Here is a 25,710-nt window from a genome sequence, read left to right as displayed (position 1 = left end):
CTGCGTCACATAAGTGAGGGTGCCTTGTCGCCGTTAGGCAGAAAAAAAGGCCCCTTTCGGGGCCTGAAGTGAAGCAATGCGTTGAGCCGGTCAGGGCATTACCAAGTGCGCACGTCAGCCACGCCGACGGTGTACGACTGCATTTCGGGGTCAAAACGGAACAGGCGGCCGAGGTCGAAGTCGACCGACTGGCCTGGCGCGATGTTGGTGGTGCCTGCCGGCCAGCCCTTCTTGGACTGCAGCACCTTGCCGGAGTTGTCCTTGGCGTCGATGGCGATCTGAGCGGCAGCAGCCTGCGCGCAATGGTTCACCAGCTGGCCGCTCAGGCTCAGGCGGGCGCTCATGCCGCTGCCGACGACCTTCATCTTGAAGTCCTGCACGGCAAAGTCGGTGGGGGCACAGGCGGCGTGAGCAGCCAGCGGGGCGAACAGAAACAGGGCGGAAGCGATCAGGGTCTTCATGGGCGGAATCCGTCGATGGGTCAGGTCGGAAAGGAATGACCTGATTGGCATCGGCGGTTCCGCTGAAATCTTTAGCTACGCCAGCTTTTTAGGTTCAGGTACGAGCGAGCAGATCGGTGTGTTCAATGAACCACAGCCCTGCAAATAGCTTGGGATCGATGGAGTAGCCTTCCGCGGCGCGGGCGAACAGCCATTGGCCGGCTTCTTGGCGCGGCACTTCGTGCACCACGATGTTTTCGCTCTCGTCGCCGCCGCCGGGACCGACCTTGACCAGATCCCAGGCGCGCACGAAGGCGATCATTTCCGTGCTCATGCCCGATGAGGATGGACCCTCATGCACGAACTCGAGACGCCCACAGCGATAACCGGTTTCTTCCTCCAGCTCACGGCCGGCGGCGAGCAAGGCGTCCTCGTCGCCATGCTCGTGCAGATCACCCACCAGGCCGGCAGGCATCTCGATGGTGTTCTTGAGAATCGACACTCGATACTGCTCGACGAACAGCACTTTGTCCTCGGGTGTCACCGCCAGGATGATCACCGCGCCGCCCGGGTTGTTGCGCTCGGCAAATTCCCAGCGGCCGCGCTTGCGCAGGCTCAGCCACTTGCCCACGTAGAGGGTTTCCACGGGCGCATCGGCGTCGGCGGGGGGATGAGCATGAGGGTGATTCATCAGCGCAGTCGTCTGGCAAGGGAGTCCTGCATGTTGCCGCGCTGGTATGTCAGCGACAACCACGCGCGCGCTATTCAGTGACGGACAACTCCACGGGGCGTGGACGGATGCGCACCGCCCACGCCACGCCAGCCACCAGCAAGGCGATGCCAGTGAGCGTGAGCGAGCCTGGCGCCTGGCCTCGCAGGGCAAAGGCGTAGCCAAGGGCGGCAAGCGTCTCGAACACAATCAGCTGACCGGCCAACGCGGTGGGCAGGCGCTGGCTGGCCGCGTTCCAGCACAGTGTGCCCAGCCAGGAGGCGAACAGGCCGATGGCCACCATCAACCCCACGAAACGCCATGGATGGGGACCGAAGGGCATAGTGAAGGGGCTGTGGCTCACGCCCATGAACAACCACAGCGCGACATAGCCCGCCAGGGCGAGCGGTAGCGTGGCGATACCCTGCGCCGTGGCCCAGGTGCGAGGACTGCGCTCCGGGTGCCGACGCAGCCAGTCAGCGTTGCGCAAGGGGTACCAGGTCCAGCAGGCCACAGCACCAAAGGCAAGCAATGCGCCGCGCGCATAGCGCCACAGGTCGCCGGGTGTGTGCTGGTTCAGCGCCGCCAGCTCGGCGCGATTGACGCAGGCAATGCCGGCGGCGATCAACACCAGTGAGGGCACCAGCTGGTGCCAGGGCAAGCGGCCATCGCGGCGGGCATCCCGGAGATTGGCGGAGATCGCAATCACCACTGGTAGCGTGCCGATGATCATGGTCGGCAAGGGCGCGCCTGCGAGTTGAATCGCGCTGGCCAGGCACAGGTAGTACAGCAAGTTGCCGATGGCGGCGAGCTTGAGCGCTTCCTGCCAGTCGGTGCGTGTCAGTCTGCTCAGGGCGCGCCGGTCGATCCATGCCAGCGGCAGGGCGATCAGGCCGAAGGCGAGATAACGGCCGACGGATTGCAGCGCCGCCGGATATTCCGGCAGCAGCAATGGGCTGATGAACACCAGGCCCCACATCAGGCCGGCGGTGAGTGCGTAGAGAATGCCTGTCCACATGGAAGCAGCGTGCCGGAGTGGGATGGCGTGGTCTTGTACCAGATTGCTGGTGTCCTCTCTGTAGGAGCGCACTTGTGCGCGACAAGCCTACGGAGCGGTAACGCCACGACGCTGCGGTCGCGCACAAGTGCGCTCCTACAATAGCGTCATGCGTCGTGGCGGCTTACGAGCGCAATGCCTGCTGGTAGCGCCCAGGCGTCACCCCGTAACGCCGCGCAAAGGCACGGGTGAGGTGCGACTGATCTGCGAGCCCGACTGCCGCTGCAACCAACGCCGGAGGTTCACCACTGGAGAGCAGGCGCTTAGCCTCGGCCAAGCGATAGGCCATCAGCATCTGTTGCGGCGTAGCGTGGTGTTGCGATTGGAATTGGCGCAGGAAATGAAACGGGCTCAAACCGGCCACCGCCGCCAGCTCATCGAGTGTGAGGCGCTGCGAAAGGTGGGTGTGCAGGTAATCGATCACAGATGCGAAACGATGAACACCTTCACGCGGCGCCTTGCGCGGCACCTGTGCGTGGTGGCGAAACAGCATCAGCAGTTCATACAGCAGACTGTCGAACGCCAGCGGTTCGCGTGTTTGCCATAGCCCGTCCAGCAAGGCGGTGACGCGACGGGCGCTGGGCAGATCCTCGCGCACCACGTCGGTGAACCACCAATCCGGCTCGCCAGTGACCTCCGCCACTGCAGTAGGCTCAATGTAAGCCATGCGGTAATGCCAGCCACCCTCGGATTCCGCGCGCCCCGTGTGCAACTCGTCAGGGTTCATCATCACCACTGAATCCGGTGGCGCGAGATGATCAGCGCCGCGATAACGAAATCGCTCCACGCCGGATTCGATGGCGCCCAGCCCAAAGCCATCGTGTGTGTGCGGCTCAAACGCGTGTCGCACGATGTGCGCGCGGTAGAGCTCCACGCCCGGTCGATGCGTCGCCAGCCGGAATTCGGCAGCGTCGCGTTGGGATGAGAACGTGGAGGGAACGCCTTGCATGGCGCCATGCTACCGCGAGCCGAGCGCTCTCTGTAGGAGCGCACTTGTGCGCGACCGCGGTCTCCCAATCAATCTGCTACGCCGGTTGAAGCGAGCACGCGAACGCCATCTTCTGCAGTGCGATTGGGCGGGCCGGTCGCGCACGAGTGCGCTCCTACAGGAGGGAAGGGGTGCTGAGGGTTAGCCCAACAACGCCTTCAACCGCGTGCGCGTCAGCGGCCCGAAGCGCAACCGCTCGCACAGCGCGTCCATGCCCGCGGTCTCGCCACGCTGGCGACGCAAGGCGCCGGCTTCCGGCGGCACCGGTGCATCCAGCGCAATGCGGGTCAGGCGACGATAAAGGCGCGCGGCTTCTGCATGCTCACGCAGCTTCACCGCACAGCTCGCGGCACCGCGCAGACGCAGGAATGGCACCTCGTCAACACGATCAAGCAGCGCATCGAGATTGCCGAAGTGGGCGAGCAGGGCTGCCGCCGTCTTCGCACCTACGCCGGGCACGCCGGGAATGTTGTCGACCGCATCGCCGCAGAGCGCCAGGTAATCCGCGACCTGGTTGGGATGCACGCCAAGCTTTTCATGCACGCCTGCGGGCCCCCAGCGCAGGTTGCGCGCGTAGTCCCACTGTTCGTCGTCTTCGCCCAGCAGCTGGCCGAAATCCTTGTCCGCCGACACGATCACGCTGCGGAAACCCTGGCCGCGCAAACTCCAGAGTGCACTTCCGATCAGGTCGTCGGCTTCGTAGGTGTGGTCGATCAATACCGGTAGGCCCAGCGTTTCGGCCACTTCGCGGCATAGCACGAACTGGCGCTCCAGATCGGGAGGCGGCAATTCGCGGTTGGCTTTGTAGGCCGGGTAGATGGCATTGCGGAACGATGTGGTCAGCGACGCATCGAAGGCCACCGCGATATGTTCGGGTTTGACGCGTTCCAGCAGCTCGCAAAGAAAGCGCGTGAAGCCATGCACGGCGTTGACCGGATGGCCTTCGGCATCCTGGAACTCGTCGGGCATCGAATGCCACGCACGGAACACATACAGGCTTCCGTCGATCAGGTGGGCGGCCGGGCGGCTCATGGCGTCCACGTGCGCAGCACGTCGGCAAGTTCGGGGCGTTCGCGGTCGGGTACGTCGATTTGCGGCGTGCCGATGTGCACGAAGCCAACGACGTGCTCATGATCCGCCAGACCGAGGATGCCCGCGGCCTCGCGATCGTAAGCGGCCCAGCCGGTGAGCCACTGCGCGCCGTAACCCAGGGCCGATGCGCCGAGCAGCAGATTGTAGGCAACGCAGCCGGCGCTGAACTTCTGCTCGATCACCGGCACGCTACTGGATTCGTCCACATGAGCGACCACCGCCACCACCAACGGAGCGAAGTCGTAACGCGTGCGGTCTTTCTCACGCTTGGATTCGGGCATGTTCGGATTCACCCGCAACGACAGCTCAGCCAGCCGCTTACCGAAGGTCAGCTTGGCCTCGCCACGCAGCAGGATCAGCCGGAACGGCACCAGCTTGCCGTGGTCAGGCACGCGGATGGCCGTCTGCAGCAGCGCCTGCAATTCATCGCCCGAGGGGCCCGGTTCGCCAAGCTGGCGGGACGGGACCGAATGGCGCTGCTGCAACAGGGAAAGCGGGTGAGACATGGGGTGTTCCGGTCGGGCAAAGTACTCATGCTACGGCAGAAGTGAGTAAAGAGGAGTGAGAATTGAGGGGGCTTCCTCTCGCTACTCACTCCTCTTCACTATTTTCCGCTCTCACCCTGTGAGGCGGAACCAGTCCGGCAGCAATGCCTGCACCGTCGTCTCCTGCACGGCACCTGCGAGGTTGCCCAACCAAACGGGCATGGCCTGGTCGCACAGCTCGGCCATCACCTGGCGGCAGGCGCCGCAGGGGCTGATCGGGGTCGGGGTGTCGCCGATCACGGCGAGCGCGACAAAGTCGCCCGGTCGGTAGCCGGCAGCTATAGCGGAGAACAGGGCGGTGCGCTCCGCACAGTTGCACAGGCCGTAGGAAGCGTTTTCCACATTGCAGCCGGAGAAATACCGGCCATCGCGAGTCACCAGGGCAGCGCCCACGGAAAAGTGCGAGTACGGGGCATAAGCCAGTTCGCGCGCCTGGCGCGCCTTGCTCAGCAGGACATCGGAAACTACATCTGCAGTCATCGGGATCTCCAAAGCGGGACCCCCATCGCTACGATGCAAACCACGACCTTCGAAGCCGGTGGCGCGCCAGTTAACCCCGTTCGGCGGGTGCGATGCAAGTGCACTCTTGCCGAATGGATCGTCGCCTCCCTAGGATGGGCGGACCTTTTCGCAGGGGATGCACGATGCCGATCACCGTGGCTGCATTGCGCGAAACCGCCGCCGGCGAACGCCGGGTGGCGATTACGCCCGAAGTGGCGAAGAAGCTTCGCGGCAAGGGTGTGCGCGTACTGCTTGAGCGTGGCGCCGGTACAGCCGCCGGATTTCCCGACAACAGCTACGCTGATGTGGAATTTGCCGATGCGGATAGCGTGCTGGCGCAGGCAGATGTGCTCACCTGCGTGCTGCCGCCCGACGACAGTGTGTGGGCGAAGCTGCGTGAGGGCGCCACCGTCGTCGGCCAGCTTCGTCCTTACGGAGCGGCAGCGCGTATCGTGGCGATGGGCAAACGCAAGCTCACCACTTTTGCGCTTGAACTGCTTCCACGCACCACGCGTGCGCAGGCGATGGACGTGCTCAGTTCACAGGCTGCGGTGGCGGGCTATCGCGCCATGCTGATTGCCGCCGAGGCGGCCCCGAAGTTCTTCCCCATGCTCACCACGGCGGCAGGCACTATTCGCCCTTCGCGTGTGTTGGTCATCGGCGCGGGTGTGGCGGGCCTGCAGGCGATCGCCACGGCGCGCCGGTTGGGTGCACAGACCGAGGGTTACGACGTGCGGCCGGAAACCCGCGAGCAGGTCGAGTCGCTGGGTGCGAAATTCGTCGACGTCGGGGTGAGTGCGGCGGGCAGCGGTGGCTATGCGCGCGAGCTGTCAGCGGAAGAACGCGCAGCCCAGCAGCAAGCGCTGGCGGAACATCTCAAGGCGGTGGACGTGATCGTGACCACCGCCGCGGTACCGGGGCGGCCGTCGCCGAAAATCCTCACGGCGGCCATGGTCAACGGCATGAAACCCGGCGCCTTGATTGTGGATCTCGCCGCCGAGGGTGGCGGCAACTGCGAGCTCACCCGGCCGGGCGAAAGGGTGGAGCATCAGGGCGTGGTTATCCTCGGCCCGCTCAATCTCCCGGCTGGCGCGCCGTTGCATGCCTCGGAAATGTTTGCCCGCAATGCCTACAATTTCCTTGAGTTGATGGTGCAGGGCGATGCGCTTACGCCCGACTTCAACGACGAGCTGATCGCCAAGAGTTGCGTCACGCACAACGGCGAGCCGCATTTCCAGGGCTAAGGCGGCGCTCAGGTACAAAAAACCCCGCCATTGCGGGGTTTTTCTTAATGCCTCGGCTGACCGTGCGGGCCAGCGGCGCCGTGCGGCGGGGGAGGACCACGAAACGCCGGCGGTGGGCGGTCGTGCATTTCCTCGTGCCATTGGCGCAGCAGTTGCTGGCGCTGATCCGGTGGCAGCTGCTGGAAGTGCTCGAATGCGGCGTGCAACCGCTGGCGCTCGTCCGGCGGCAGCTCTTGGAAGCGGCGGCTGTTTTCCCGCGCCTGCTCGCGCTGTTGCGGGGTCATTTTCTGCCACTGATCGATGCGCTGACGAATTTCGTCACGCTGCGCCGGTGGCAGATTCTTCCACTGCTGGGCACGCTGAAGCATGCGCGCCTGCCGCTCAGGCGGGAACGTATCCCACTTGTTGGCGAGCGGCGAGAGCACGTCTCGCTCCTCGGGCGACAGGCTTTGCCACGGGCGCGGCGCGGGCGGCGGGCCGGGCGGCATACCCGGTGGTGGCCCAGGCGGAAACGCACCCGGGGGTGGCGGGGGCGGAGGCGGGGCGTTCTGTGCGAGGGCTGAGGTGCCGATGCCGCCAAGCCAGAAGGCCAGAAACAGCAGCACGAAGGTACGACATCGACGCATGATCACCTGCTCGCCTGGCTATCGCCGTTCTTGGCTAGCCATCCGTAGAAGTCCATGTTCTGGTACAGCGTTGGGTCGGCCGCAGCTGCATCCGGAGGCAGTTCGGTCTCTGATTCTGCGGTAGGCGAAGACCTGACGCCAGCCGGTACGGCGCTGGTCGGGCCTCGCACCGGCGAGGACAGCATCAGCGCGGCAAACGCAATGGCCGCAAACGCCCCAGCCGGCAACAGCAGCTGCATCAGGCGATGGGCGAACGACGAGTTGTCGGCGCCGGCAAGTGCGGAACGGCGAGCCGCCCGCAGGCGCGCGGCAGTTGCGGGGTCGAGCTGACGCGCGGCTTCACGGTAAAGCTCACGGGCGCGACGTTCGAGGTGGTTATCGGGCGCATTCATCGCCAGTCCTCCAGTTGGTCGCGCAGCCGTTGCAGTGCGCGCGACAAGTGTGTTTTCACGCTCCCTTCCGAACATCCCATAGCCTGCGCGGTTTCAGCCACGTCCAGGCCTTCCAGCACGCGCAGCATGAACGCTTCACGCTGGCGTTGGGGTAGCAATTTCACGGCGGCTGCCATGTCTGCGAACGACTGCGAGTCGGTCAGCCGCTCCAGCGGGCCCGGCCCGGTATCAGCCGGCTCCCACATCGGCAGCTCGTCACCATCCTCATCGCGGCCGCCCAGCCAGCCCACCATGATCGAGCGCACCTTGCGGCGACGCTGCAGATCCACAATGCGCCGGCGCAAAATGCCCCAGAACAGCGGGGTCCATTCCTGCGCGGGTTTGTCGCTGTAGTGCTTGACCAGTCGAAGCATGGCGTCCTGCACCGCATCGAGCGCGTCTTCCCGATGGCCCAGGTTCAGCTCGGCCATACGAAACGCACGCCGCTCCACCTGCGCCAGGAAGGCATCCATCGAGGCGGGTACCGCGCGGACATCTTCGGCCAGCAGGTCGGCATCAAGGGCGGAGACGACGCTGCTCATCGCGTCATCGTCCAAATCGCCGGATCGCGCATCCTGGGACTCCATTGGAACGTCCTTGTGCATCAACGCTCAAGGCTCGCGCAGGTTGACCCGCGCCCGTATGATGCGGGGACAACGATGTCCTGGCAGGGAGGGGTCATGATCGACGGGTTCCTGGCGCTTTACATCTTTATGCTGGCCGCATTCACGGGTTACGAAATCATCGCCCGGGTGCCGGTCATTTTGCACACGCCGTTGATGTCCGGTTCGAACTTCATTCACGGCATTGTGCTGGTGGGCGCCATGATAGCGCTAGGGCATGCCCAGACGACATTCGAACTGATCATCGGGTTCATTGGCGTGCTGCTGGGCGCCGGCAACGCGGCCGGCGGCTATGTGGTTACAGAACGCATGCTGGAGATGTTTAAAGCCAGCAAGCCTGTCGTAAGCAAGGAGGCGAAGTGATGGCCTGGCTTCCGGTGGTAATCAAGGCCTGTTACTTCCTCGCTGCTCTCCTGTTCATCCTCGGTCTCAAGCGCATGAGCTCCCCGCGAACCGCTCGGGGCGGCATCCTGTGGGCAGGCGTGGGCATGCTGGTGGCAGTCCTGGCCACCTTTGCCCTTCCAGATATGCATAACCGGGGGCTGATCCTGGCGGCCGTGCTGATTGGCGTCTCCGCGGCCTGGTGGTCTGGCCGCCGGGTCGCCATGACGGCCATGCCGCAGATGGTGGCGCTCTACAACGGTATGGGCGGCGGTGCGGCGGCAGCCATCGGCGCGGCGGAATTGTTCAGCTATGCCGGCAACGCCATCACCTTGCTGGATGGCGGCGAGTTCACCGCCAGCGGTGCGGCCACCCCGGGAATCGCCCAGCTGACCCTGGCCGTGCTGGGTGCGCTGATCGGTTCGGTGAGTTTTTCCGGTTCGCTGATTGCCTTCGCCAAGCTGCAGGGTTGGCTGGACAAGCGTTTCGTGTTTCCCGGCCAGCGCGCCGTTAACATGCTGGTCCTGGCTGGCGCGGTGATTCTTGGCGCGATGATGGTGAGCGGACAGCTCACCGAGCCGCTGATTGTGGCGTTCTTCGTGCTGGCCCTGTTGTTCGGCTTGATGATGACCCTGCCCATCGGCGGCGCCGACATGCCGGTGGTGATCTCGCTGTACAACGCGTTCACCGGTCTGGCCGTGGCTTTCGAGGGTTTCGTGCTGCAGAACGAGGCGATGATCATCGCCGGCACGGTGGTGGGTGCAGCCGGTACCTTGCTGACGCAGTTGATGGCCAAGGCGATGAACCGTTCGATCGGCAACGTGCTGTTCGGCAGCTTCGGTGCTACTGGCGCGGCTGCACAGACCATCGGCGGCAGCCAGAAACCGATCGAGGCGAGCGACGCGGCGGTGATGATGGCTTACGCCGAGCGTGTGGTGATCGTGCCCGGCTACGGCATGGCCGTCGCACAAGCGCAGCACAAGGTGTGGGAGTTCGCCAAGCTGCTGATCGATCGCGGCGTGAAGGTGAAGTTTGCCATTCACCCGGTGGCAGGCCGCATGCCTGGTCACATGAACGTGTTGCTGGCCGAGGCTGGCGTGCCCTATGACCTTATCGCCGACATGGACGACATCAATCCGGAATTTCCCAACACCGACGTGGCCCTGGTGATCGGCGCCAACGACGTGGTGAACCCGTTGGCCAAGACCGACCCGTCATCGCCCATCTACGGCATGCCGATTCTTGATGTGGCGGCCGCCAAGCAGGTGATTGTGGTGAAGCGCGGCAAGGGCACCGGTTTTGCGGGCATCGAGAATGCGCTGTTCTATGCCGACAACGCGCGCATGCTGTACGGCGATGGCCAGGCGGCAGCGGGCCAGCTGGTGACGGAGCTGAAGTCGCTGGAGACCTAGGAGCTCGAACGGAGCTCCTCGCCCGTGACTTATGCGCCGGCCTTCGGCGACCGGTTGGCACGCTTCGCCACGAAAGCGGCGATGCCCATGCCGATGACGTACCACACATCGTCCATCGGCCCCTGCCCGACCTTTGCCAGTTGCAGCAGCAGGTCAAAACCCGCGGTACGCAGGGCGTCGATCAGTCCCAGGCCCATCAGGCCGGCAATGCGGGCCCCGGCCATCAGCAGGTTGACGTAGACGGCGGCGATGAACGTCGCCAGCGCGGCAAGCAGGGCCGCGTTGCTGCCGGCAGGGCGCACCCATTGGCGGGTGGCCTTGCCCAGCAACCAGCCGGCGGGCAGGGCAAACCACGGCATGGCCTGCTGCAGATACAGCGTGGGAACCATCCAGACGGCGCCAGCGGCGAGGCCCAGCATCACTGCGCTGAGCACGGCAAACAGCAGAGAAAATGCGGCCCGTGCGTTCATGAACAGGCGGAAACGAGCAGGGCAGCAGGCACGGTTCTTCTCAGGCGTAAAGTCACCATCATAACGCGACGTAGCGGGTCGCAGCCCGTCTCGCAGGCGCTGCCCCCTTGAGATTGGTTCGCATTGGCCTGATGTGAGCGGGCATGGGCAGCCGCCAGACGGCATAATAGAGAGCTAGGCGGGGCACCTTGCCGCGCCCATCGATGAGATTCGGCAGGATCGGTATGAGCGGTTTCAGTCTTAGCAGCGAACCTTTCACCCTGGAGCGCGACTGCCAGGCAGTCATGGTGCCGCAGGGCGATGTGGTGAGTTTGCCTGCCGGTCAGATCGGCTACATCACCCAGGCACTGGGTGGCAGCTTCACGGTGTATGTGGAAGGCAACCTGTTCCGCATCGCCGGCAACGATGCCGATGCACTGGGCAAGGAGCCGCCGCCGCCGATCGAACTTTCCGTGGATGCCACCGACTCAGATGTCGAAGCTCTGGTGTGGAATCAGCTGCGCACGGTGTTCGACCCGGAAATTCCCATCAATGTCGTTGAGCTTGGTCTGGTTTACGACGTGAGTATGGAGCACCGCGCTCCCGACGAGCGCAAGGTGTACGTCAAGATGACTCTCACCGCGCCGGGTTGCGGCATGGGAGACATTTTGGTGGATGACGTGCGCACCAAGCTGGAACTCATTCCCACTGTGGCCGAGGCTGATGTGGATCTGGTGTTCGATCCGCCGTGGAATCACTCGATGATGTCCGACGCGGCCAAGCTCGAAACCGGCATGCTCTGAGTCCGTTGCCCTCGCAAGGGGCGGACACTCCCTGATTCAGATCAATATTCCTGGCTCCAGGCGGCACCAGACTGCGTGTGCTGTCTGTATTTCGCAACTGGAGTCAAGGAATGTTTCCTGAGTATCGCGATCTCATCACCACGCTGAAAAGCCAGGACCCGCACTTCACTCGCCTGTTCCACCTCCACAACGAGCTGGACCAGGAGGTCAAGAACATGGAAACGGGCGCGCAGCCCGCGAGCGACATGGCCATTGAGCAGCTGAAGAAAGAAAAGCTGCACGTGAAGGACCAGCTCTACACCATTTTGCGCAAAGCATCGGTGGCCTGAGCAACACAAGTCCTTTCTCGGGCCGTGCCGCAACGGCGCGGCTCCTTTTCCATGCACGCGAGTGGATGCCGTGTCGTCGACCCTTCCCCCCAAAACCCCCGTTGCTTCGCGCAACGGTAAGACCGCTGATCCCACTGACACCTCCACGACCAAGCACGATGCGGCCGGCGCTGATGCGCTGTCCGCAAAAGCGCGTGACTTCGTCGATGAAGCGATATCTTCCGCACAGTCGCTGATGGCCGACGGCCTGCAAGACATCCTGCTGCGCGAAGCGGCACACAGTGCCGACGACCTGCTGAACAGCGTCAAGACCATCCTTGACGGCCTGTCGCCGGACGATGCCGCACGCTTTCGCAGCCTGGTACTGGAGGGGGACCCAAACCTGCGTCCGGGTACCGCGACCCGTCATCCCGACGATGAACTGTCATTGGGCTGGCGCAAGGGCGAGTACCCCTACCGCAACAAGATGTCGCGGCGTAATTACGAGAAGCAGAAGTACCGCCTGCAGGTGGAACTGTTGAAATTGCAGGCTTGGGTGCGCGAAACGGGGCAGCGGGTGATCATCCTGTTTGAGGGACGCGACGCAGCGGGCAAGGGCGGAGCCATCAAGCGATTCATGGAGCATCTGAATCCTCGTGGCGCACGTGTGGTGGCACTGGAAAAACCTACCGAGTCCGAGCGCGGGCAATGGTATTTCCAGCGCTATATCCAGCATCTTCCGACCCGTGGCGAAATCGTGCTGTTCGATCGCAGCTGGTACAACCGCGCAGGCGTGGAACACGTCATGGGGTTTTGCACGCCCAACGACTACGACGAATTCATGCGGCAGGTGCCGGAGTTCGAGCGGCATCTGGCGAACAGCGGCATTCACGTGTTCAAGTTCTGGTTCTCGGTGAGTCAGAAAGAACAACGCCGGCGTTTTGAGGAACGCAAGCTGCATCCGCTCAAGCAGTGGAAGCTCAGTCCCGTGGATCTGGCCTCGCTGGATAAGTGGGATGCCTACACCAAGGCCAAGGAAGCGATGTTTGCGCACACGGATACGGCTGATTCGCCGTGGATCGTGATCCGCTCCGACTGCAAGAAGCGCGCGCGCATCAACGCCATGCGCCATGTGCTGAACCGTCTCGCCTATGCCAACCGCGACCATAAGGTGGTTGGCCTGGCAGATCCGCTGATCGTGGGGCGCGCGCTGTTCGGCTGAGTGCAGCGCCCAAATCGCGTGTCACTTTGATACAAAAGGGCCTTGTCAGTGCTGACCGGGCCCTTCTTGAGACGCATGCGCCGGGAATCAGCCGGCGCTTTCTTCGAAGCGATTGGCTTCGCGATTCTTTCGCACCTTGGCGGGATCCCACACGCGGCCGTTCATGGTGATGTAGACGCCATCGGGCAGGGTCTGCACGGCGGCCACGGCGCAGCCGATATTGAACACGGCGTCTGAACCCTGGAAGCGGGCCGGATTCAGTGCACCCGTAAGCACGATTACCTTGCCCTTGATGTGGGCCAGCTCGCGGGCGGTTTCCACCATGGTGTCGGTGCCGTGCGTCACCAGTACGTGGCGATGGGGTTGCGCCTCGATGGTCGAGCGCACGAGCGCGCGATCCTCCTCGGTCATGTGCAGGCTGTCCTTGCGCAGGATCGGGATCACATCGAACTGGAAGGCCACGCCGAGCTGGCCGAGGATGTCGCCGATCTGCGGCGAACCGATCTTGTAATCCGACTTGTCGTCGAAATAGATCTTGTCGATGGTGCCGCCGGTGGTGACGATGGTCAGATGCTGCATGATCGATAGCCGCAAGATGGGGAGGTGGGCATTTTAGCGGCTAGGCGGTCTTGGGGCACCTCGGGGCCCCCCTCCTCACCGTCATTCCCGCAAAAGCGGGAATCCAGTGCCTTTTCGCGGCGTAAGAGCCAAAGTCGCTGGATTCCCGCTTTCGCGGGATTGACGGTGAGGTCGGGCCTGTTTCTTGGGCTAGTGCGGTCCGAGAAGCAGAGCGGTGTCCGTGGCGTCGGCAGTCGACAGCCGCGACAGCCCATGCGCCACGAAACGGCGCAGGGCCGCGCCGGTGCGGGCACTGCCATGCGGCGCGGACCAGCTGTCGTGTCGCGCCAGCAGGGCGGCTGCGGCGCAGCGGGCGAGGGTGAAGGCCAGGCCGCGGGCGCCAGCTTCCAGGGTTTCGCGATGGCCGGCATGGACTTTGAGATAGGCCGTTGCTGCATCCATGGTTAGGTGGATCTGCCGGCGGGCATGGGCATCGATGCTATCGGCCAGCCAGCCCTCGATGGCGGTGCGTAGCGCCTCCAGGTTGTCGCCGGCCAGCGCACGCAGGCTGTCCAGCGAGAGCACGTTGGTGGTGCCTTCCCAGATCGCGTAAACCTGCGCATCTCTCAGGAGCTGAGGCAGGCCGGTGTCTTCGATGTAACCGGCGCCACCGAAACACTCCAATGCCTCGGAGCACACTTTGGTGGCCATCTTGCCGGTCCAGAGCTTGGCCAGCGGCGTGAGTAGCCGCAGCAGCGCCGCTTCATGCGGTTGCGCGCTGCCATGCTCGACGCGGCCAAGCAGGTGCGCTACCTCGAACGTGAGCGCAAACGCGCCCTCGAATTCCGCCTGCATATCGGCCAACGTCTGCGCGTGCAACGGCTGCTCGATAAGGCGCTTGCCGAAGGCGCTTCGGCGCGTGGCGTAGTCGCGGGCGAGGGAGATCGCCCTGGCCATGCTGGCGGTGGCGCAGACGGCATTCCAGGTACGCGTGATGTTGAGCATCGGCGCGACCTGGCGCACGCCATTGGCCAGCTCGCCAAGTGGCCAAGCCGGCAGGCCGTTCAGATGAATCTCCGCGGTGGGCAGTTCCTGTGTGCCGAGTTTGTCCTTGAGGCGATCGATTACGAGTTCCGGTTTGCGCCGCGTGCCGTCCATCGTCTCCACGTAGAACAGCGCGAGCGCGCTGGGACCTGCACTGGCGCCTTCGGGGCGCGCCAGTGCCAGCGCCATTTCTCCGACAACGGCGGAACTGAACCACTTGCGGCCGTACAGTCGCCATTGCCCCGAGTCATCCTTGCGCGCAATGGTTTCGGTGTTGCCAACATCGGAGCCGCCCGTGTTCTCGGTCATCCACTGGCCGCTGAGCCAGAAGCTGGTGGCGTCGCGACTGAGCAGATGTGGCAGTGCGCGTTCCATCAATGCCTTGTTGCCGGAAGCCTTCAGCGCAGTAGCCGCGCCATCGGTCATGGCGAGCGGGCATGTGTAGAACTCGCTGGCCAGGTGATAGAGGTAGGCGCGTGCAAATTCTTCCAGGCGCGCATGCTCGTTGGCTTCATGGCCCGACGCGAGCACAGCGTGTGCCGTGGTGATGTGCGGGCCTTCCCGCCAGGCCTCAGTGAGTTCGATGCGGTCGACGCGGTTGCCCCAGGCGTCCCACGGTGTGAGCACGGGTTTGCGGCGCCTGGTGCGGCAAGCGCGTTGCCAGGCCATGACGGCGTAATCACCCAGCGCCTGCAAATCGGCATCGAGCGCGGCGCGACGGGCTGACGGCAAGGCCCGATCCAGCGTGGTGCGCAACAAACGATCTTCACGATACGGATGAGCGAGCTGCGGCGGATCTTGCACGAATCCCATGGTCGGCTCTCGACGGATCGGTGCGGTCGAGTATAGGCCGGATGACTATCCGTCGCCGTTTTCGCAGGGTGCCGGCGCCGCTGCGCGCCTTCAGCCATGTCACCAGGACCGAAGGCGCGCAGCGAGGGGACGGTGATGTGCGCCGGACAAAAAGAAGCGGTCAGGGTTTGCGGAACTTGTAGATGAAGCGATCCGTGTGACCCTTGATGGATGCGTCGTAGATCCCCTTGGTGTGATCGTCGGCGGGGTTACTCAGCACATCGCTTTCGCCATCGAACTGGAAACCCACCGCAGCGAGCTCACTCTTCACGGCGGCGGGGTCGATGCGATGCAGATCGTCGGTCTTGGAAATGCCTGTGCCCGCTGCGGCGGCGTGATCCAGCACGATCAACATGCCGCCCGGCTTCAGCGCATCAAACAAATGCTTGTCGAGTTTCGCCATGTCCGGGGAGCCCATGAAGGGATCGTGCAGGTCGTGATAGTTCTGCGACGTCCAGATCACATCGACCGGCTCTGGCAGTTTCAGATCATTGTCCGGTTGCACCAGCACGATGACGTTGGGGTAGGCATCTGTACCGGCAAAGCTGCGTACGCTTACCAAACCCTTTGGTGCTGCCTTGTCCATCTCCGACGGCTGCAAGGCGTAGACCTTGCCCTTGGGGCCGACCATGTGGCTGAGTAGTCGCGTGTAGTAGCCCTTGCCGGGCATCAGGTCGACAACGATGTCGCCAGGCTTGATGCCACTGAAGCCGAGTACGGCGGCAGGGTGGCGCTGGTCATCAAGCGTACGGTCATCGGCCGGGCGGTTCTTGTCGGCGATGGCCAACCCGACGAAGCTCGGCAAGGGATGCGTTTGCGCCGCGGCTTCAGCGGCGGTGAACACGAGCAGAGCAGAAACGGCAATCAGGCATAAACGATTCATGGTGTCATTTCCTCAGAATACGCAGTTGAGTGCGACAGCAGGAGTGATGGACGACGTTGTGCGATTGCCGGAAGGAATGAAGCGTGCCCCCACCAGCAAGCCCATGTTGGGTGACCAGTTGTACTCCACAGCGGGTGCATAGCCTATGTAACGGTTGGAACTTGCGCCCAGGGTCATATCCGGTGGAAACGGATCGCTGTTCACATACTCTTGCCCGCTCACGCGCGTGCTGCTGTTGTGGTTGTAGATCACATCGAGTGCGAGCACCCAACGGCGCGTAAGACTGTATTCCAAAGACGCGTTGCCGAAGACGTTATTGCCCGGGCGCGCGTGGCCACGAAAGTTGGCATCTGTGCCGTAGACGCTGACGCCCTCCACATTCGCGGTGGAAGAGAACGAGGCCGTGACATTGAAGCGCACGCGCAGAATGCGGCCGTTGGGCATCCACAGGTACGTCTGCGAATTGATGCCGATGGTGGTGGTGTAGACGCCGTTACCCAGGCCATTGGCGGGGCGATTGCCCAGGCGATCGTACTTGCCGGTAGGCAAGGTTTCCTGCAGCTGGATGGCGACGGTAGGTAGCCAGCTGCCTTCATGAAATTGTCGTAAGCGGAATTGCGCCTGCAAGGTGACGTCACCCACCTGCACGCCGTCACTGTTCGGCTGGCCACTGACCCGGTTGTAACCGAATACGGGAATGATGCCGATGGTGAAACGATTGGCGAGTCCGTAGTTGATATAGGTGCGTGACCCGTAGCTATCCGAGCCGTGCGTCATCACGTTGTAGAGGTAGGGCTCCAGCAGCCAGTGACCCGGTGGCAGCGTTTCGGCCGAGTTGGCCATCATGGGGCCGGTCCACCAGGCGTCGTCCCGGCTTTGCTGCGCGGGGGGCGTGGCCACCTCCTGACCATGTACGGGCGTCAGCGCACTGAGCCAGGCCAATAGGCAACCCAGGCAGAACGTGGCTGCAATGCGGTGAACGAGACGGTCTGGCAGGAAGCGCTTCATGGTTGCCCTATCGGTATGACGGGGCGCAAGCTATGCCGAAAAGTGGTCAGCTGAAATAGCCACTCTGACCCACTTGAATATAGCCACTCTGGAGCGACCGCCATGCAGCGCATTCCGCCCGGCTTCCTGCCCCCGGTCGCGATGGACCCGGACAGCGACACGCCGATGTACCAGCAGTTGTCCGAGTGGTTTCGCCATGCGATCAGCGACGGTCAGCTGCGGCCGGGGCAACGTGTGCCATCCACCCGCAGCCTTGCGACCGAGCTGGGCATTTCACGCATCCCGGTGCTGGGTGCCTACGAACAGCTGCAGGCAGAGGGCTATCTGGAAACCTTCACCGGTGCCGGCACCTGCATTGCGCGCTCGATCCCGGCAGACCTTTCGATGCACAAGTTCGGCAAGGCAGGCCCGTCGCTGGATGCACCAGGGCAGGGAACATCGCGACGGACCTCGCGCCGCGTCGCCCACATGCGCCAACCCGAACAAACCTGGCTAGGCAACATGGGCGCCTTTCGCGTTGGCCTGCCGGCCCTGGATCACTTCCCCATGGGCCTATGGTCGAAGTTGGTGAGCCGCCACGCGCGGCGGCTGTCACTCGATGCCATGGCTTATGGCGATCCCATGGGTCATTTGCCACTGCGCGCAGCCATTGCGGAGTACATCGGCGCTGCGCGCGCGGTGCGTTGTGATGCATCGCAGATCATCATCACCACGGGTTCGCAGCACGCGTTGCAGATCTGCGCCCATGTATTGCTGGACCCGGGTGACCGCGTGTGGATGGAAGACCCCGGTTATCCCGGCGCTCATCAGGCGCTGCGCACGGCGGGTGCCGAGCTGGTGCCGGTGCCCGTCGACAGAGAGGGCATCGACGTGGAGCAGGGCGCGCAGCTTGGCGCGGACGCCCGTGCGGTCTACATCTCGCCCTCGCATCAGTTCCCGCTGGGCATGGCGATGAGTGCGTCGCGACGCATGCAACTACTGCAATGGGCGGCGCGCAACGAGGCTTGGATCATCGAGGACGATTACGACAGCGAATACCGCTTCGGCAGTCGCCCGCTTTCTTCCTTGCAAGGCACCGACCGGGATGCCCGCGTGATCTATCTGGGCACTTTCAGCAAAGTGATGTTTCCCTCACTACGCGTGGGTTATCTGGTGGTGCCCAAGGACCTCGTATCGGATTTCTATGCGGGGCGCGACGCCATCGACACGTTCTCTTCGACGCTGTACCAGATGGTGATGACCGACTTTATCCGCGAAGGTCATTTCGCACGGCATATCCGCAGCATGCGTACGCTCTACATGGCGCGGCGCGAGGCAGTGCTGCGAGCCATCGATCGCTATCTGGCTGGCCGGCTGGAAGTGATCGGCACCGAGGCGGGGATGCAGCTCGCCGGCCTGCTGTCCGAAGGTGCGGATGATGTTGCGGTGTCGCGCAAAGCCGCGCTGCATGGCGTGTCGGTGCGCCCGTTGTCGCCGTGCTATCTCGGGCCATCGCCGCGCAGCGGATTGATCCTGGGTTACGGTGGAGCCAGCGCGGAACAGATTGATGAAGGTGTGCGCAAGCTCAGTTTGTGTTTTTGAGTTGCATCAAACACGGAGTGCCGAGTTAAACCGGCAGGGCTCATCAGCGCGGTCCGTCATCCCTGCGAAGGCAGGGATCCAGCGTCTTTCGCCCTTCTCCAAGTGTCCTAAAGGCACTGGATCCCTGCCTTCGCAGGGATGACGACTTGGCGGGCGAGAGGGAACGCGTGGCGCAACGCCACGATGGAGAGTGCCGTTGCCGACACTCTCCATCCTTGTCACACCTTAAGGCGCTGACTTGTTTGACGCCCCCGCTTCGCTCTTCTGCGACGCGTTCTTCACGTACCGATCGAACCAGGTAAGCATCTCGTACACCTCCTGCTCGTTCGACTCCATGGCGGTGTACCAATGCGGCTCGTGCGGCAACATGACCAGTCGCGTGGTGCCACCCAGGCCACGAATCGCCTGGAACAGTTTCTGCGACTGAATCGGTTCGGTGCCGGGGTTGGCATCGTCCATGCCGTGCATAATCAGCAACGGTGATTTGACCTTGTCAGCATGGAAGAACGTGGATGCCTGCTCGTACACCGACGGTGCCTGCCATAGCGAGCGGCGCTCGTTCTGGAAGCCGAACGGCGTCAGCGTCTTGTTGTAAGCGCCACTGGTGGCCACGCCTGCGCGGAACAGATGGGTGTGTGCGAGCAGGTTGGCCGTCATCAGCGCGCCGTGACTATGGCCAGTGACGCCGATGCGATTGCGGTCGACGACACCGAGTTCCACGGCCTTGTCCACCGCAGCCTGCGCATCCATCGTCAGCTGCTCGATATACGTGTCATACGCCGTGCGCGGATCACCCACGATGGGGAATGCCGCGTTGTCGATGATCGCGTAACCCGAGAGCAGCAGCAGACGGTAGCCGCGCAGCACATCGAACTTCTGCTGCGAGCCGCTGATCTGTCCAGCCTGGCTGGGATCGGCGAAATCCTGGGGATAGGCGTAAAGGATGGCCGGCAGGCGCGTGCCTTCCTTGTAACCCGGCGGCGTGTACAGGGTGAAGGAAAGCTCCACACCGTCCTTGCGCTTGTAAGTCACCAGTCGCTTGCCGATGCCGCGAACTTGTGGCGTCGGGTCTGCGATGTGCGTGATGGCCTCGGCGTTGGAAGCAAACGCAGCCTCGCCCGTGTTGGGATCGTTCGCCGCCGCGCCCAATGTGTAAAGGAACAGATTGGGCGGCTCCGCTGGCGATTGCCGTGCCGTGATGAAGCGCTCGCCGCCGGTCATAACCGCCACCGGGCGTTCGTACGTCTCCGCGCTGCTGCGGAACAGGCGCTCCGTGTGCCCGTTGGAGAGGTTGTAACGATCGAGGAACGGGCGGTCACCCTTCGGGGTGCCGCCGGGGCCGGCGAGATACACCATGTCGCCATCTTGACGCACCACACTGACGCCGTTGGGCAACATCTGGCTCAGCAGCGTGCCGGGATTCTTGTAGTTCTCGTTGGCCGAGTAATCCCACAGCGTGCGCGCAGCCTTGGAGGGGTGGGACACATCGATGCGGCTGATGTGCACCCACTGCCGGTTGGCGTCGTACTCGTACACAAACGGTTCGTTGCCCTGGGCCAGCCAGCGCATGCCGCTGAAGCGTTGCGCGGTGCGCGTCACTTCCTGCGGCTTGCCGCTGAACGGTGCGCTCCACATCATCACTTTGTCGCGGTTGGGCACGGTGACTTTCCAGTCACCCTGGTCGAGCGCCTCGGGCCAGATCAGCGTGGCGGGCGCATTGGCGCGCCATTCGAAATCACGCGGGCCCACCGGCACGCCGCGCACTGGCACACGGTCGGCCACCGGCAACGAAGCGATGGCTGTGGACTGTCCACTGCGCACATCGAGCACGCTGACGTCGCGCGCGAAGCGTTCGTAGGTGGTGACGTAGGAGTAGGGCCTCTTCAGCGTTTCGATCAGCACGTGCTGGCCGTCGGGCGCACCAGATACGCCCGCAATCACGCCAGGTTTGCCGATAGCGCGGACCTGGCCGCTGTCGGCATCGACGACAGCGAGTTGCGCGGTGGCGTAGTAATCGAACAACGCCTCATCGTCGGGGCTGGCGAGCGTGTCGCGCGCTTCGTACGTGCTGCTCTCGCCTTTGCCCTGGATGGATTCTTTGATTTCCGGACCAGCGTTGGCGTTTGCCTTGGGCGCAGGACCCAGGTTGGCCGGTACCTGCTTCACCAGCAGCGAATCGCTGTCGTGCAGCCACTGCACGCTGTTTTCCATGACGGGGTTGAGTGCGACGCCTTCCACGCGACGCGTCTTGCCGGTAAGTGCATCACCCAGCCACAGCTCGGTGCGCTCATCGGTGGTGTTGGTAAAGGAGAAGCGGCGGCCATCGGGCGACCAATACGGGGTGCCGGGACAGGCATCCGCTGGCAGGCTCACCGGAATCTGCTTGTGGCTGACCACGTCTTCCAGCGTGAAGTTCTTCAGGCAGGCGCGGATGCCGTAACCGCTCGAGGCATCGTGGCGACTGTGGTTGCGCGGCTCAATGCGCAGGCCGGCCAGCTTCACATAAGGCTCGGCCACACGTTCAATCGACGGATACTGGGACTGCTCGACCAGCAACATGCGCTCGCGCGTGGGATCGAGCATGGGGATCGCCGGCAAGGGCGCATGCATGACACCGAGCAAGGGCTCTGGCGGCTTGTCGTAGCCGGCAAGCACGGCGGCGGGGAGCAGGGCCATCAGGCCGGCAACAAGAGGCAATCGCTTGCCGAGGGTGGTGAGGCGCATCGAACAGTCTCCTATCTGAACCGTTCGACCTTACCTTGCCGTCAGCGCGTGCCATCCCTGCTGGAAGTCATGCCTTCGAGAAAACTTTCGAGCTGAAGAGCCAGAAACGAAGTTGAACCCATCTCAAGATGGAAAGTGGCCAAAAAGAGCGATGCGCCATTCCCGCGAAGGCGGGAACCCAGCAAAGAGCGATGCGTCATTCCCGCCTTCGCGGGAATGACGTTTCGATCCTTTGGCCGTTTTCGAGTTAGCAAGGGGCTAGCACGAGGGAGGGCATCCTCTTGCTGCTCAATCCTCTCAACTCACCCCTGCTCTTTTGCGTCGCACACCTAGCCCCAGCGAGCCAATCAAGATCAGCGTCAGGCCAATCTCAATAAAGGCCAGCATGCGCTCACCCGGTGCGCTCCATGCCTCGGCAATGCCGTGGCTGAAATAGAACAGGCTGAGAATGCCTACCCACAGCAGCGCGCGGGGCACGTTGCGAATGGCAAGCAACGGCAGCAGCAGTGGAATGAAAGTGATGGCCAGGGCAACGGGCACCGGCATGCTTTCGGCCGGGAACAGCCAGCCGTGCCAGACGAGCTGAAGCGCGGCCAGCGCAGCCCACGCCATCAGGCCTACGCGATGCACGGTGCTGACAGGCACACTCACGCCTTCGCACTCAGACGACGCGCGACATCGGCAAGACGTCGACCTAGGGCGCGCGCCAGTTCGCGTTCGTGCTCGGTAATGGCGTTCTCGCCATTGGCGCCGGCGACGTGGCTGGCGCCGTAAGGCGTGCCGCCGCTCTGCGTGGCGGTGAGTGCGGGCTCGGTGTAGGGCAGGCCCACGATCAGCATGCCGTGATGAAGCAATGGCAACGCCATGGTGAGCAGGGTCGACTCTTGCCCGCCGTGCATTGTGCTGGTGGCGGTGAACAGCGCGGCCGGTTTGCCGGCGAGTGCGCCGCTGGCCCACTCGGCGCCGGTGGAGTCGAGAAAGTACTTGAGCGGCGCCGCCATATTGCCGAAGCGGGTAGGGCTACCCATGGCCAGACCCACGCACTCGACCAAATCGTCCCGGGTTACATAGGGCGCACCTTGGTCCGGTTCCGGCGGCTGGGCCACCTCAGTCACGGGTGCCACGGGCGGCACCTGGCGCAAGCGGGCACGCATGTCGGGTACTTCCTCCACGCCCCGCGCCACCAGGCGCGCGAGCTGAGCGGTGTGACCGGAGCGGCTGTAGTAAAGAACCAGAATCTCTTGAAGCATCGTTTGGGCGCCAGCGTCGTGATCGGTTAGTGTAGCGTTCGATCTCGCCCGTGTTGCCTGCCGGCAGGTCGTCAGGTGCACTACCGGACCGGGTGCCGAGGAAGGAGCAGTCATGGCCCTCCAATTTGACCGCGATCGAACGCGGAGTTTCAGCCACTTCCTGTGGCATCGATTCATCGACGACAAGTGCTTCGAGACAGCCGGTGCGCTCTCGTACACCACGCTGGTGTCGCTGGTGCCGCTGATCGTCGCCTCGCTGGCCATTTTTGCTGCGTTTCCCGCCTTTGCCGAAGCGCGAACGACACTGATCACCTTTGTGTTCAACAACTTCGTGCCGACGGCAGGTGAGCGTGTGCAGGAGTACCTGGACGGCTTCGCCAACAACGCCAGCCGGCTCACCGGCATCAGTATTCTGGTGATGTTCTTCAGCGCCTTGTCGATGATGATGAGCATCGAGGACCGCATGAACCGCATCTGGCGTGTGCAGCGCCCGCGCGGCTGGGCCTCACGCCTGCTGCTCTACTGGGCAGCACTCACCCTGGGGCCGGTGCTGGTGGTCGGCGGGCTGGCCATGGCGTCATACGTCACAGCGGTACCGTTTCTGCACGATGCGGCGGATACGCTCGGCCTGCGCCAGCGGGTGCTGAGCACACTGCCTTTCATCGTGACTTTCCTCACCTTGATGCTGATGTACATGGTGGTGCCGAATCGGCGCATTCATTGGCGCAACGCCGCCATCGGTGCGCTGCTGGGCGCGATTCTGTTCGAGTTCGCCCGCTGGGGATTCACCCGCTTCATTCATCACGCCCAGACTTACCAGCAGGTCTATGGTGTCGCGCTGGCGGCGCTGCCCATCCTGCTGCTGTGGATCTACCTGTCGTGGGTCATCGTGATCCTGTGCGCGTCGGTGGCGGCATCGGTCTCCGCGTTCGATTACCTTCCGCCCGAGCAGTACCTGCCGCAGGATGCGTCGTTGCTCGGGCTGTTTGTCGTGCTCGGGCATTTCATCGAAGCGCAGCGGCAGGGGAAGCGGATCGATCCGGACAGCGTGCGCGCCAAGGAGCCGCGTCTGCATCGTGCGTCGATCGTGTGCTACTTCGAAGACCTGCAACGCGCCGAGCTGATCCAGGGTGAAGTGGGTGGTGGCTGGCTACTGTGTCGCAGTCTCGACAGCACCGACCTGGAGCACGTGTATGCTCATTGCCCTTACCGCGTGCCTTTGTACCCCGCGGAGGAGGCACGCCTGCACAACCTGCAATTGTCGCCGAGGCTGGTGGCGTTACTGGACAGTGCGGCGCAATCGCTCCATGGGACGCTGCGCACGCGATTGGACCAGGCCTATCCGGTCGGTGCCACTGCATCAAACGATTCCGAGGATATGCATTCATGAACCTGTTGAAACCGCTGGCCGCTGTAGTGCTGGCTCTCGGCATGGCTGGCCTGGCGCACGCGGCCATGCCTGAGCAGCCGTCGCTCAAAGTCACCACGTTTGACGGCAAAACGTTTGATCTGTCGGCGCAGCGCGGCAAGTGGGTGATCGTCAACTACTGGGCCACCTGGTGCATACCGTGCATCAAGGAAATGCCCGACATTTCGAAATTCGTTACTCAGCATCAGGACAAGGTCGCCGCTATCGGCCTGGCTTTTGAAGACAGCGACAAAGCCGATATCGAAGCCTTCCTGGCCAAGCACCCCGTGAGCTATCCCATCGCGCAGGTGACGCTGGACAAACCGCTCAAAGATTTCGATGAGCCGCGCGGCTTGCCCACCACGTGGCTGATCGGCCCGGATGGCAAGGTAGTCAAGCGTTTCATCGGGCCGGTGACTGATGCATCGCTGAGCCAGGCCATGGGCTTGGGGAAATAACATGGTCGCCGCGCGCTTCCTGGTCAGTGGCAGAGTGCAGGGCGTGTTCTATCGCGCCAGCACCCGCGACCAGGCGCTGGTGCTAGGGCTATCCGGCTACGCGAAAAACCTGCCGGATGGTCGCGTGGAAGTGGTCGCCAGCGGCGAGGCCACTGCGGTCGACGAGCTGGAACGCTGGCTATGGCGCGGGCCAGCAGCGGCGAAGGTTACGGACGTTGCGCGTGAAAGCTGCCTCGACCCTGAGCGGGCTGGTTTCTTTACGGCATAGAGGCTGACTCCAGCAACGCGATCACTGCTGGCGGCTCAATCAAACATAGTGAAACACGCCTCAATTTCCTCGCGATGATTAACGCGTTTGGCGATGCATGCCAATGCGAGCGGAGCCTTTTGTCAGGCTTCGCCGCGACGCGGCCTGCGGGAAGTCAGTTAGGGCGGCTTTCACATGACATCCACCCTGGTCTTACAGCGCGAAGCTTCCCATGCTCTGTCGAATCGCGGGCACATGGTTCGTCGATGATCTGAAGCATCCGCTTCGTGCGCGTCTTTTCGTTTCCATGGTGCCCTCGCACCCGCATGGCAGGAGAAGCCACATGACCGCCCGTTTTCAGCGCATCACCCCGTTTCTTTGGTTCGACCACCAAGCCGAAGAGGCGGCGATGTTTTACGTCTCGATATTCGAGAACTCGCGCATTCGCGCCACCACCCGTTATTCCGCGGAAAGCGCCGCCGCGACGGGGCGCGTGGAGGGTTCGGTGATGACGGTCGATTTTGAGTTAGATGGCCAGTCGATGGCGGCGCTCAATGGCGGCCCGGTGTTCCGTTTCAATGAAGCCGTATCACTGGTGGTTCACTGTCACTCGCAGGACGAGGTGGATTACTTCTGGGACAAGCTGCTGCAAGGAGTGGATGAAAAATCCGGGCAGTGCGGCTGGCTCAAGGATCGTTTCGGCCTGTCGTGGCAGGTGGTGCCGGACGAGATGATTCGCCTGCTTACCGACCCTGATCCGGGCAAGGTGGCGCGCGTCGCTGCGGCGATGATGCAGATGAAGAAACTCGACCTGCACGAACTGCGCCGCGCGGCCGCTTAAATGGGCGAGCGGCCACGCAGTAAGG

Annotated in this window: 29 protein-coding genes; 11 read left to right on the top strand and 18 right to left on the bottom strand. The window is 63.3% G+C overall.

Annotated features, from left to right (window positions below; all coding sequences use genetic code 11):
- Positions 1-98 precede the first annotated feature (98 nt).
- From AC0GUR_RS07440 to cdd, 7 genes are all read right to left on the bottom strand, one after another.
- Entirely contained in the window at positions 99-461 is a 363-nt protein-coding gene (locus tag AC0GUR_RS07440; RefSeq protein WP_472876804.1) for a hypothetical protein, read from the bottom strand.
- A 94-nt stretch (positions 462-555) separates the two neighbouring features.
- On the bottom strand, positions 556-1,131 hold the full coding sequence (locus AC0GUR_RS07435) for an NUDIX hydrolase (protein ID WP_472876803.1): 576 nt from the start codon (positions 1,129-1,131) through the stop codon (positions 556-558).
- 70 nt (positions 1,132-1,201) lie between these two features.
- Positions 1,202-2,167 (bottom strand): DMT family transporter, encoded by a 966-nt coding sequence (locus AC0GUR_RS07430; RefSeq protein ID WP_472876802.1) that lies wholly within the window; start codon positions 2,165-2,167, stop codon positions 1,202-1,204.
- A 163-nt stretch (positions 2,168-2,330) separates the two neighbouring features.
- On the bottom strand, positions 2,331-3,155 hold the full coding sequence (locus tag AC0GUR_RS07425; protein WP_472876801.1) for an AraC family transcriptional regulator: 825 nt from the start codon (positions 3,153-3,155) through the stop codon (positions 2,331-2,333).
- 180 nt (positions 3,156-3,335) lie between these two features.
- Complete coding sequence (locus AC0GUR_RS07420; RefSeq protein ID WP_472876800.1) at positions 3,336-4,226, bottom strand: 5'-3' exonuclease; 891 nt, start codon at positions 4,224-4,226, stop codon at positions 3,336-3,338.
- On the bottom strand, positions 4,223-4,792 hold the full coding sequence (locus tag AC0GUR_RS07415) for a nitroreductase family protein (protein WP_472876799.1): 570 nt from the start codon (positions 4,790-4,792) through the stop codon (positions 4,223-4,225). The genes AC0GUR_RS07420 and AC0GUR_RS07415 overlap by 4 nt, the downstream gene beginning before the upstream one ends.
- A gap of 111 nt (positions 4,793-4,903) precedes the next feature.
- Positions 4,904-5,311, bottom strand: a complete 408-nt coding sequence (cdd, locus tag AC0GUR_RS07410) for a cytidine deaminase (RefSeq protein WP_472876798.1) — start codon at positions 5,309-5,311, stop codon at positions 4,904-4,906.
- A gap of 164 nt (positions 5,312-5,475) precedes the next feature.
- Between cdd and AC0GUR_RS07405 the strand changes: the two genes are divergently transcribed.
- The gene (locus AC0GUR_RS07405) at positions 5,476-6,576 is read left to right on the top strand and encodes an NAD(P) transhydrogenase subunit alpha (RefSeq protein ID WP_472876797.1); all 1,101 of its coding nucleotides are present in this window, start codon (positions 5,476-5,478) and stop codon (positions 6,574-6,576) included.
- 44 nt (positions 6,577-6,620) lie between these two features.
- Here AC0GUR_RS07405 and AC0GUR_RS07400 read toward each other — a convergent pair whose 3' ends face one another.
- The 3 genes from AC0GUR_RS07400 to AC0GUR_RS07390 are packed head-to-tail and all read right to left on the bottom strand — an operon-like array spanning position 6,621 to position 8,175.
- Entirely contained in the window at positions 6,621-7,202 is a 582-nt protein-coding gene (locus tag AC0GUR_RS07400) for a DUF3106 domain-containing protein (protein ID WP_472876796.1), read from the bottom strand.
- A 2-nt stretch (positions 7,203-7,204) separates the two neighbouring features.
- Positions 7,205-7,594 carry a DUF3619 family protein gene (locus AC0GUR_RS07395; protein ID WP_472876795.1) on the bottom strand — a complete coding sequence of 130 codons (390 nt, stop codon included), beginning with the start codon at positions 7,592-7,594 and terminating at the stop codon, positions 7,205-7,207.
- Positions 7,591-8,175 (bottom strand): RNA polymerase sigma factor, encoded by a 585-nt coding sequence (locus tag AC0GUR_RS07390; RefSeq protein WP_472876794.1) that lies wholly within the window; start codon positions 8,173-8,175, stop codon positions 7,591-7,593. The genes AC0GUR_RS07395 and AC0GUR_RS07390 overlap by 4 nt, the downstream gene beginning before the upstream one ends.
- Positions 8,176-8,313: 138 nt before the next feature.
- Between AC0GUR_RS07390 and AC0GUR_RS07385 the strand changes: the two genes are divergently transcribed.
- Together AC0GUR_RS07385 and AC0GUR_RS07380 are read left to right on the top strand one after the other, a co-directional pair.
- Positions 8,314-8,619 (top strand): NAD(P) transhydrogenase subunit alpha part 2, encoded by a 306-nt coding sequence (locus AC0GUR_RS07385; protein ID WP_472876793.1) that lies wholly within the window; start codon positions 8,314-8,316, stop codon positions 8,617-8,619.
- Positions 8,619-10,049: an NAD(P)(+) transhydrogenase (Re/Si-specific) subunit beta gene (locus tag AC0GUR_RS07380; RefSeq protein ID WP_472876792.1), complete on the top strand. Its 1,431-nt coding sequence runs from the start codon at positions 8,619-8,621 to the stop codon at positions 10,047-10,049. The genes AC0GUR_RS07385 and AC0GUR_RS07380 overlap by 1 nt, the downstream gene beginning before the upstream one ends.
- A 29-nt stretch (positions 10,050-10,078) precedes the next feature.
- Here AC0GUR_RS07380 and AC0GUR_RS07375 read toward each other — a convergent pair whose 3' ends face one another.
- Positions 10,079-10,519, bottom strand: coding sequence for a hypothetical protein (locus AC0GUR_RS07375; RefSeq protein ID WP_472876791.1), 441 nt, complete (start codon positions 10,517-10,519; stop codon positions 10,079-10,081).
- 224 nt (positions 10,520-10,743) lie between these two features.
- Between AC0GUR_RS07375 and sufT the strand changes: the two genes are divergently transcribed.
- The 3 genes from sufT to ppk2 all read left to right on the top strand — a co-directional run bounded on the left by sufT (position 10,744) and on the right by ppk2 (position 12,831).
- Positions 10,744-11,301, top strand: coding sequence for a putative Fe-S cluster assembly protein SufT (gene sufT, locus AC0GUR_RS07370; RefSeq protein ID WP_472876790.1), 558 nt, complete (start codon positions 10,744-10,746; stop codon positions 11,299-11,301).
- 110 nt (positions 11,302-11,411) lie between these two features.
- Complete coding sequence (locus AC0GUR_RS07365; RefSeq protein ID WP_472876789.1) at positions 11,412-11,630, top strand: YdcH family protein; 219 nt, start codon at positions 11,412-11,414, stop codon at positions 11,628-11,630.
- 70 nt (positions 11,631-11,700) lie between these two features.
- Positions 11,701-12,831, top strand: coding sequence for a polyphosphate kinase 2 (ppk2, locus tag AC0GUR_RS07360; RefSeq protein ID WP_472876788.1), 1,131 nt, complete (start codon positions 11,701-11,703; stop codon positions 12,829-12,831).
- Positions 12,832-12,918: 87 nt separating this feature from the next.
- Here ppk2 and AC0GUR_RS07355 read toward each other — a convergent pair whose 3' ends face one another.
- The 4 genes from AC0GUR_RS07355 to AC0GUR_RS07340 all read right to left on the bottom strand — a co-directional run bounded on the left by AC0GUR_RS07355 (position 12,919) and on the right by AC0GUR_RS07340 (position 17,176).
- Positions 12,919-13,410 (bottom strand): asparaginase domain-containing protein, encoded by a 492-nt coding sequence (locus AC0GUR_RS07355; RefSeq protein ID WP_472876787.1) that lies wholly within the window; start codon positions 13,408-13,410, stop codon positions 12,919-12,921.
- Between the two features lie 189 nt (positions 13,411-13,599).
- On the bottom strand, positions 13,600-15,246 hold the full coding sequence (locus AC0GUR_RS07350; RefSeq protein ID WP_472876786.1) for an acyl-CoA dehydrogenase family protein: 1,647 nt from the start codon (positions 15,244-15,246) through the stop codon (positions 13,600-13,602).
- 160 nt (positions 15,247-15,406) lie between these two features.
- On the bottom strand, positions 15,407-16,168 hold the full coding sequence (locus AC0GUR_RS07345) for a class I SAM-dependent methyltransferase (RefSeq protein WP_472876785.1): 762 nt from the start codon (positions 16,166-16,168) through the stop codon (positions 15,407-15,409).
- Positions 16,169-16,180: 12 nt separating this feature from the next.
- A complete protein-coding gene (locus tag AC0GUR_RS07340; RefSeq protein WP_472876784.1) occupies positions 16,181-17,176 on the bottom strand; it encodes a transporter family protein in 996 nt (331 codons plus the stop codon).
- A gap of 102 nt (positions 17,177-17,278) precedes the next feature.
- Here AC0GUR_RS07340 and pdxR point away from each other — a divergent pair, with 102 nt between their 5' ends.
- Positions 17,279-18,757 carry a MocR-like pyridoxine biosynthesis transcription factor PdxR gene (gene pdxR, locus AC0GUR_RS07335; protein ID WP_472876783.1) on the top strand — a complete coding sequence of 493 codons (1,479 nt, stop codon included), beginning with the start codon at positions 17,279-17,281 and terminating at the stop codon, positions 18,755-18,757.
- A gap of 225 nt (positions 18,758-18,982) precedes the next feature.
- On the opposite strand, the gene AC0GUR_RS07330 is transcribed toward pdxR, so the two are convergent.
- The 3 genes from AC0GUR_RS07330 to wrbA all read right to left on the bottom strand — a co-directional run bounded on the left by AC0GUR_RS07330 (position 18,983) and on the right by wrbA (position 22,731).
- On the bottom strand, positions 18,983-21,481 hold the full coding sequence (locus AC0GUR_RS07330) for a S9 family peptidase (RefSeq protein ID WP_472876782.1): 2,499 nt from the start codon (positions 21,479-21,481) through the stop codon (positions 18,983-18,985).
- A 297-nt stretch (positions 21,482-21,778) separates the two neighbouring features.
- On the bottom strand, positions 21,779-22,093 hold the full coding sequence (locus AC0GUR_RS07325; protein ID WP_472876878.1) for a DUF2069 domain-containing protein: 315 nt from the start codon (positions 22,091-22,093) through the stop codon (positions 21,779-21,781).
- Positions 22,094-22,128: 35 nt separating this feature from the next.
- Positions 22,129-22,731 carry an NAD(P)H:quinone oxidoreductase gene (gene wrbA / locus AC0GUR_RS07320; protein ID WP_472876781.1) on the bottom strand — a complete coding sequence of 201 codons (603 nt, stop codon included), beginning with the start codon at positions 22,729-22,731 and terminating at the stop codon, positions 22,129-22,131.
- 112 nt (positions 22,732-22,843) lie between these two features.
- On the opposite strand from wrbA, the gene AC0GUR_RS07315 reads away from it, so the two are divergent.
- The 4 genes from AC0GUR_RS07315 (at position 22,844) to AC0GUR_RS07300 (ending at position 25,685) form a co-directional block, all read left to right on the top strand.
- Positions 22,844-24,121, top strand: coding sequence for a YihY family inner membrane protein (locus AC0GUR_RS07315; RefSeq protein ID WP_472876780.1), 1,278 nt, complete (start codon positions 22,844-22,846; stop codon positions 24,119-24,121).
- A complete protein-coding gene (locus AC0GUR_RS07310; RefSeq protein WP_472876779.1) occupies positions 24,118-24,597 on the top strand; it encodes a TlpA family protein disulfide reductase in 480 nt (159 codons plus the stop codon). Before AC0GUR_RS07315 ends, AC0GUR_RS07310 begins: the two co-directional genes overlap by 4 nt.
- 1 nt (position 24,598) lies before the next feature.
- Positions 24,599-24,865 carry an acylphosphatase gene (locus AC0GUR_RS07305; RefSeq protein ID WP_472876778.1) on the top strand — a complete coding sequence of 89 codons (267 nt, stop codon included), beginning with the start codon at positions 24,599-24,601 and terminating at the stop codon, positions 24,863-24,865.
- Between the two features lie 322 nt (positions 24,866-25,187).
- Positions 25,188-25,685 (top strand): VOC family protein, encoded by a 498-nt coding sequence (locus tag AC0GUR_RS07300; RefSeq protein ID WP_472876777.1) that lies wholly within the window; start codon positions 25,188-25,190, stop codon positions 25,683-25,685.
- Positions 25,686-25,710 lie beyond the last annotated feature (25 nt).

It is taken from the genome of Dyella sp. PARNA 12/25 (genome assembly GCF_055702865.1).
The sequence above is the reverse complement of the archived record's forward strand: the minus strand, read 5'-3'. Positions and strand labels throughout refer to the sequence as shown.

Bases quoted from the DNA above. Each gene is read 5' to 3' on its own strand.
- AC0GUR_RS07440 (WP_472876804.1), bottom strand. From the start codon at position 461: ATGAAGACCCTGATCGCTTCCGCCCTGTTTCTGTTCGCCCCGCTGGCT.
- AC0GUR_RS07435 (WP_472876803.1), bottom strand. From the start codon at position 1,131: ATGAATCACCCTCATGCTCATCCCCCCGCCGACGCCGATGCGCCCGTG.
- AC0GUR_RS07430 (WP_472876802.1), bottom strand. From the start codon at position 2,167: ATGTGGACAGGCATTCTCTACGCACTCACCGCCGGCCTGATGTGGGGC.
- AC0GUR_RS07425 (WP_472876801.1), bottom strand. From the start codon at position 3,155: ATGCAAGGCGTTCCCTCCACGTTCTCATCCCAACGCGACGCTGCCGAA.
- AC0GUR_RS07420 (WP_472876800.1), bottom strand. From the start codon at position 4,226: ATGAGCCGCCCGGCCGCCCACCTGATCGACGGAAGCCTGTATGTGTTC.
- AC0GUR_RS07415 (WP_472876799.1), bottom strand. From the start codon at position 4,792: ATGTCTCACCCGCTTTCCCTGTTGCAGCAGCGCCATTCGGTCCCGTCC.
- cdd (WP_472876798.1), bottom strand. From the start codon at position 5,311: ATGACTGCAGATGTAGTTTCCGATGTCCTGCTGAGCAAGGCGCGCCAG.
- AC0GUR_RS07405 (WP_472876797.1), top strand. From the start codon at position 5,476: ATGCCGATCACCGTGGCTGCATTGCGCGAAACCGCCGCCGGCGAACGC.
- AC0GUR_RS07400 (WP_472876796.1), bottom strand. From the start codon at position 7,202: ATGCGTCGATGTCGTACCTTCGTGCTGCTGTTTCTGGCCTTCTGGCTT.
- AC0GUR_RS07395 (WP_472876795.1), bottom strand. From the start codon at position 7,594: ATGAATGCGCCCGATAACCACCTCGAACGTCGCGCCCGTGAGCTTTAC.
- AC0GUR_RS07390 (WP_472876794.1), bottom strand. From the start codon at position 8,175: ATGAGCAGCGTCGTCTCCGCCCTTGATGCCGACCTGCTGGCCGAAGAT.
- AC0GUR_RS07385 (WP_472876793.1), top strand. From the start codon at position 8,314: ATGATCGACGGGTTCCTGGCGCTTTACATCTTTATGCTGGCCGCATTC.
- AC0GUR_RS07380 (WP_472876792.1), top strand. From the start codon at position 8,619: ATGGCCTGGCTTCCGGTGGTAATCAAGGCCTGTTACTTCCTCGCTGCT.
- AC0GUR_RS07375 (WP_472876791.1), bottom strand. From the start codon at position 10,519: ATGAACGCACGGGCCGCATTTTCTCTGCTGTTTGCCGTGCTCAGCGCA.
- sufT (WP_472876790.1), top strand. From the start codon at position 10,744: ATGAGCGGTTTCAGTCTTAGCAGCGAACCTTTCACCCTGGAGCGCGAC.
- AC0GUR_RS07365 (WP_472876789.1), top strand. From the start codon at position 11,412: ATGTTTCCTGAGTATCGCGATCTCATCACCACGCTGAAAAGCCAGGAC.
- AC0GUR_RS07355 (WP_472876787.1), bottom strand. From the start codon at position 13,410: ATGCAGCATCTGACCATCGTCACCACCGGCGGCACCATCGACAAGATC.
- AC0GUR_RS07350 (WP_472876786.1), bottom strand. From the start codon at position 15,246: ATGGGATTCGTGCAAGATCCGCCGCAGCTCGCTCATCCGTATCGTGAA.
- AC0GUR_RS07345 (WP_472876785.1), bottom strand. From the start codon at position 16,168: ATGAATCGTTTATGCCTGATTGCCGTTTCTGCTCTGCTCGTGTTCACC.
- AC0GUR_RS07340 (WP_472876784.1), bottom strand. From the start codon at position 17,176: ATGAAGCGCTTCCTGCCAGACCGTCTCGTTCACCGCATTGCAGCCACG.
- pdxR (WP_472876783.1), top strand. From the start codon at position 17,279: ATGCAGCGCATTCCGCCCGGCTTCCTGCCCCCGGTCGCGATGGACCCG.
- AC0GUR_RS07330 (WP_472876782.1), bottom strand. From the start codon at position 21,481: ATGCGCCTCACCACCCTCGGCAAGCGATTGCCTCTTGTTGCCGGCCTG.
- AC0GUR_RS07325 (WP_472876878.1), bottom strand. From the start codon at position 22,093: ATGGCGTGGGCTGCGCTGGCCGCGCTTCAGCTCGTCTGGCACGGCTGG.
- wrbA (WP_472876781.1), bottom strand. From the start codon at position 22,731: ATGCTTCAAGAGATTCTGGTTCTTTACTACAGCCGCTCCGGTCACACC.
- AC0GUR_RS07315 (WP_472876780.1), top strand. From the start codon at position 22,844: ATGGCCCTCCAATTTGACCGCGATCGAACGCGGAGTTTCAGCCACTTC.
- AC0GUR_RS07310 (WP_472876779.1), top strand. From the start codon at position 24,118: ATGAACCTGTTGAAACCGCTGGCCGCTGTAGTGCTGGCTCTCGGCATG.
- AC0GUR_RS07305 (WP_472876778.1), top strand. From the start codon at position 24,599: ATGGTCGCCGCGCGCTTCCTGGTCAGTGGCAGAGTGCAGGGCGTGTTC.
- AC0GUR_RS07300 (WP_472876777.1), top strand. From the start codon at position 25,188: ATGACCGCCCGTTTTCAGCGCATCACCCCGTTTCTTTGGTTCGACCAC.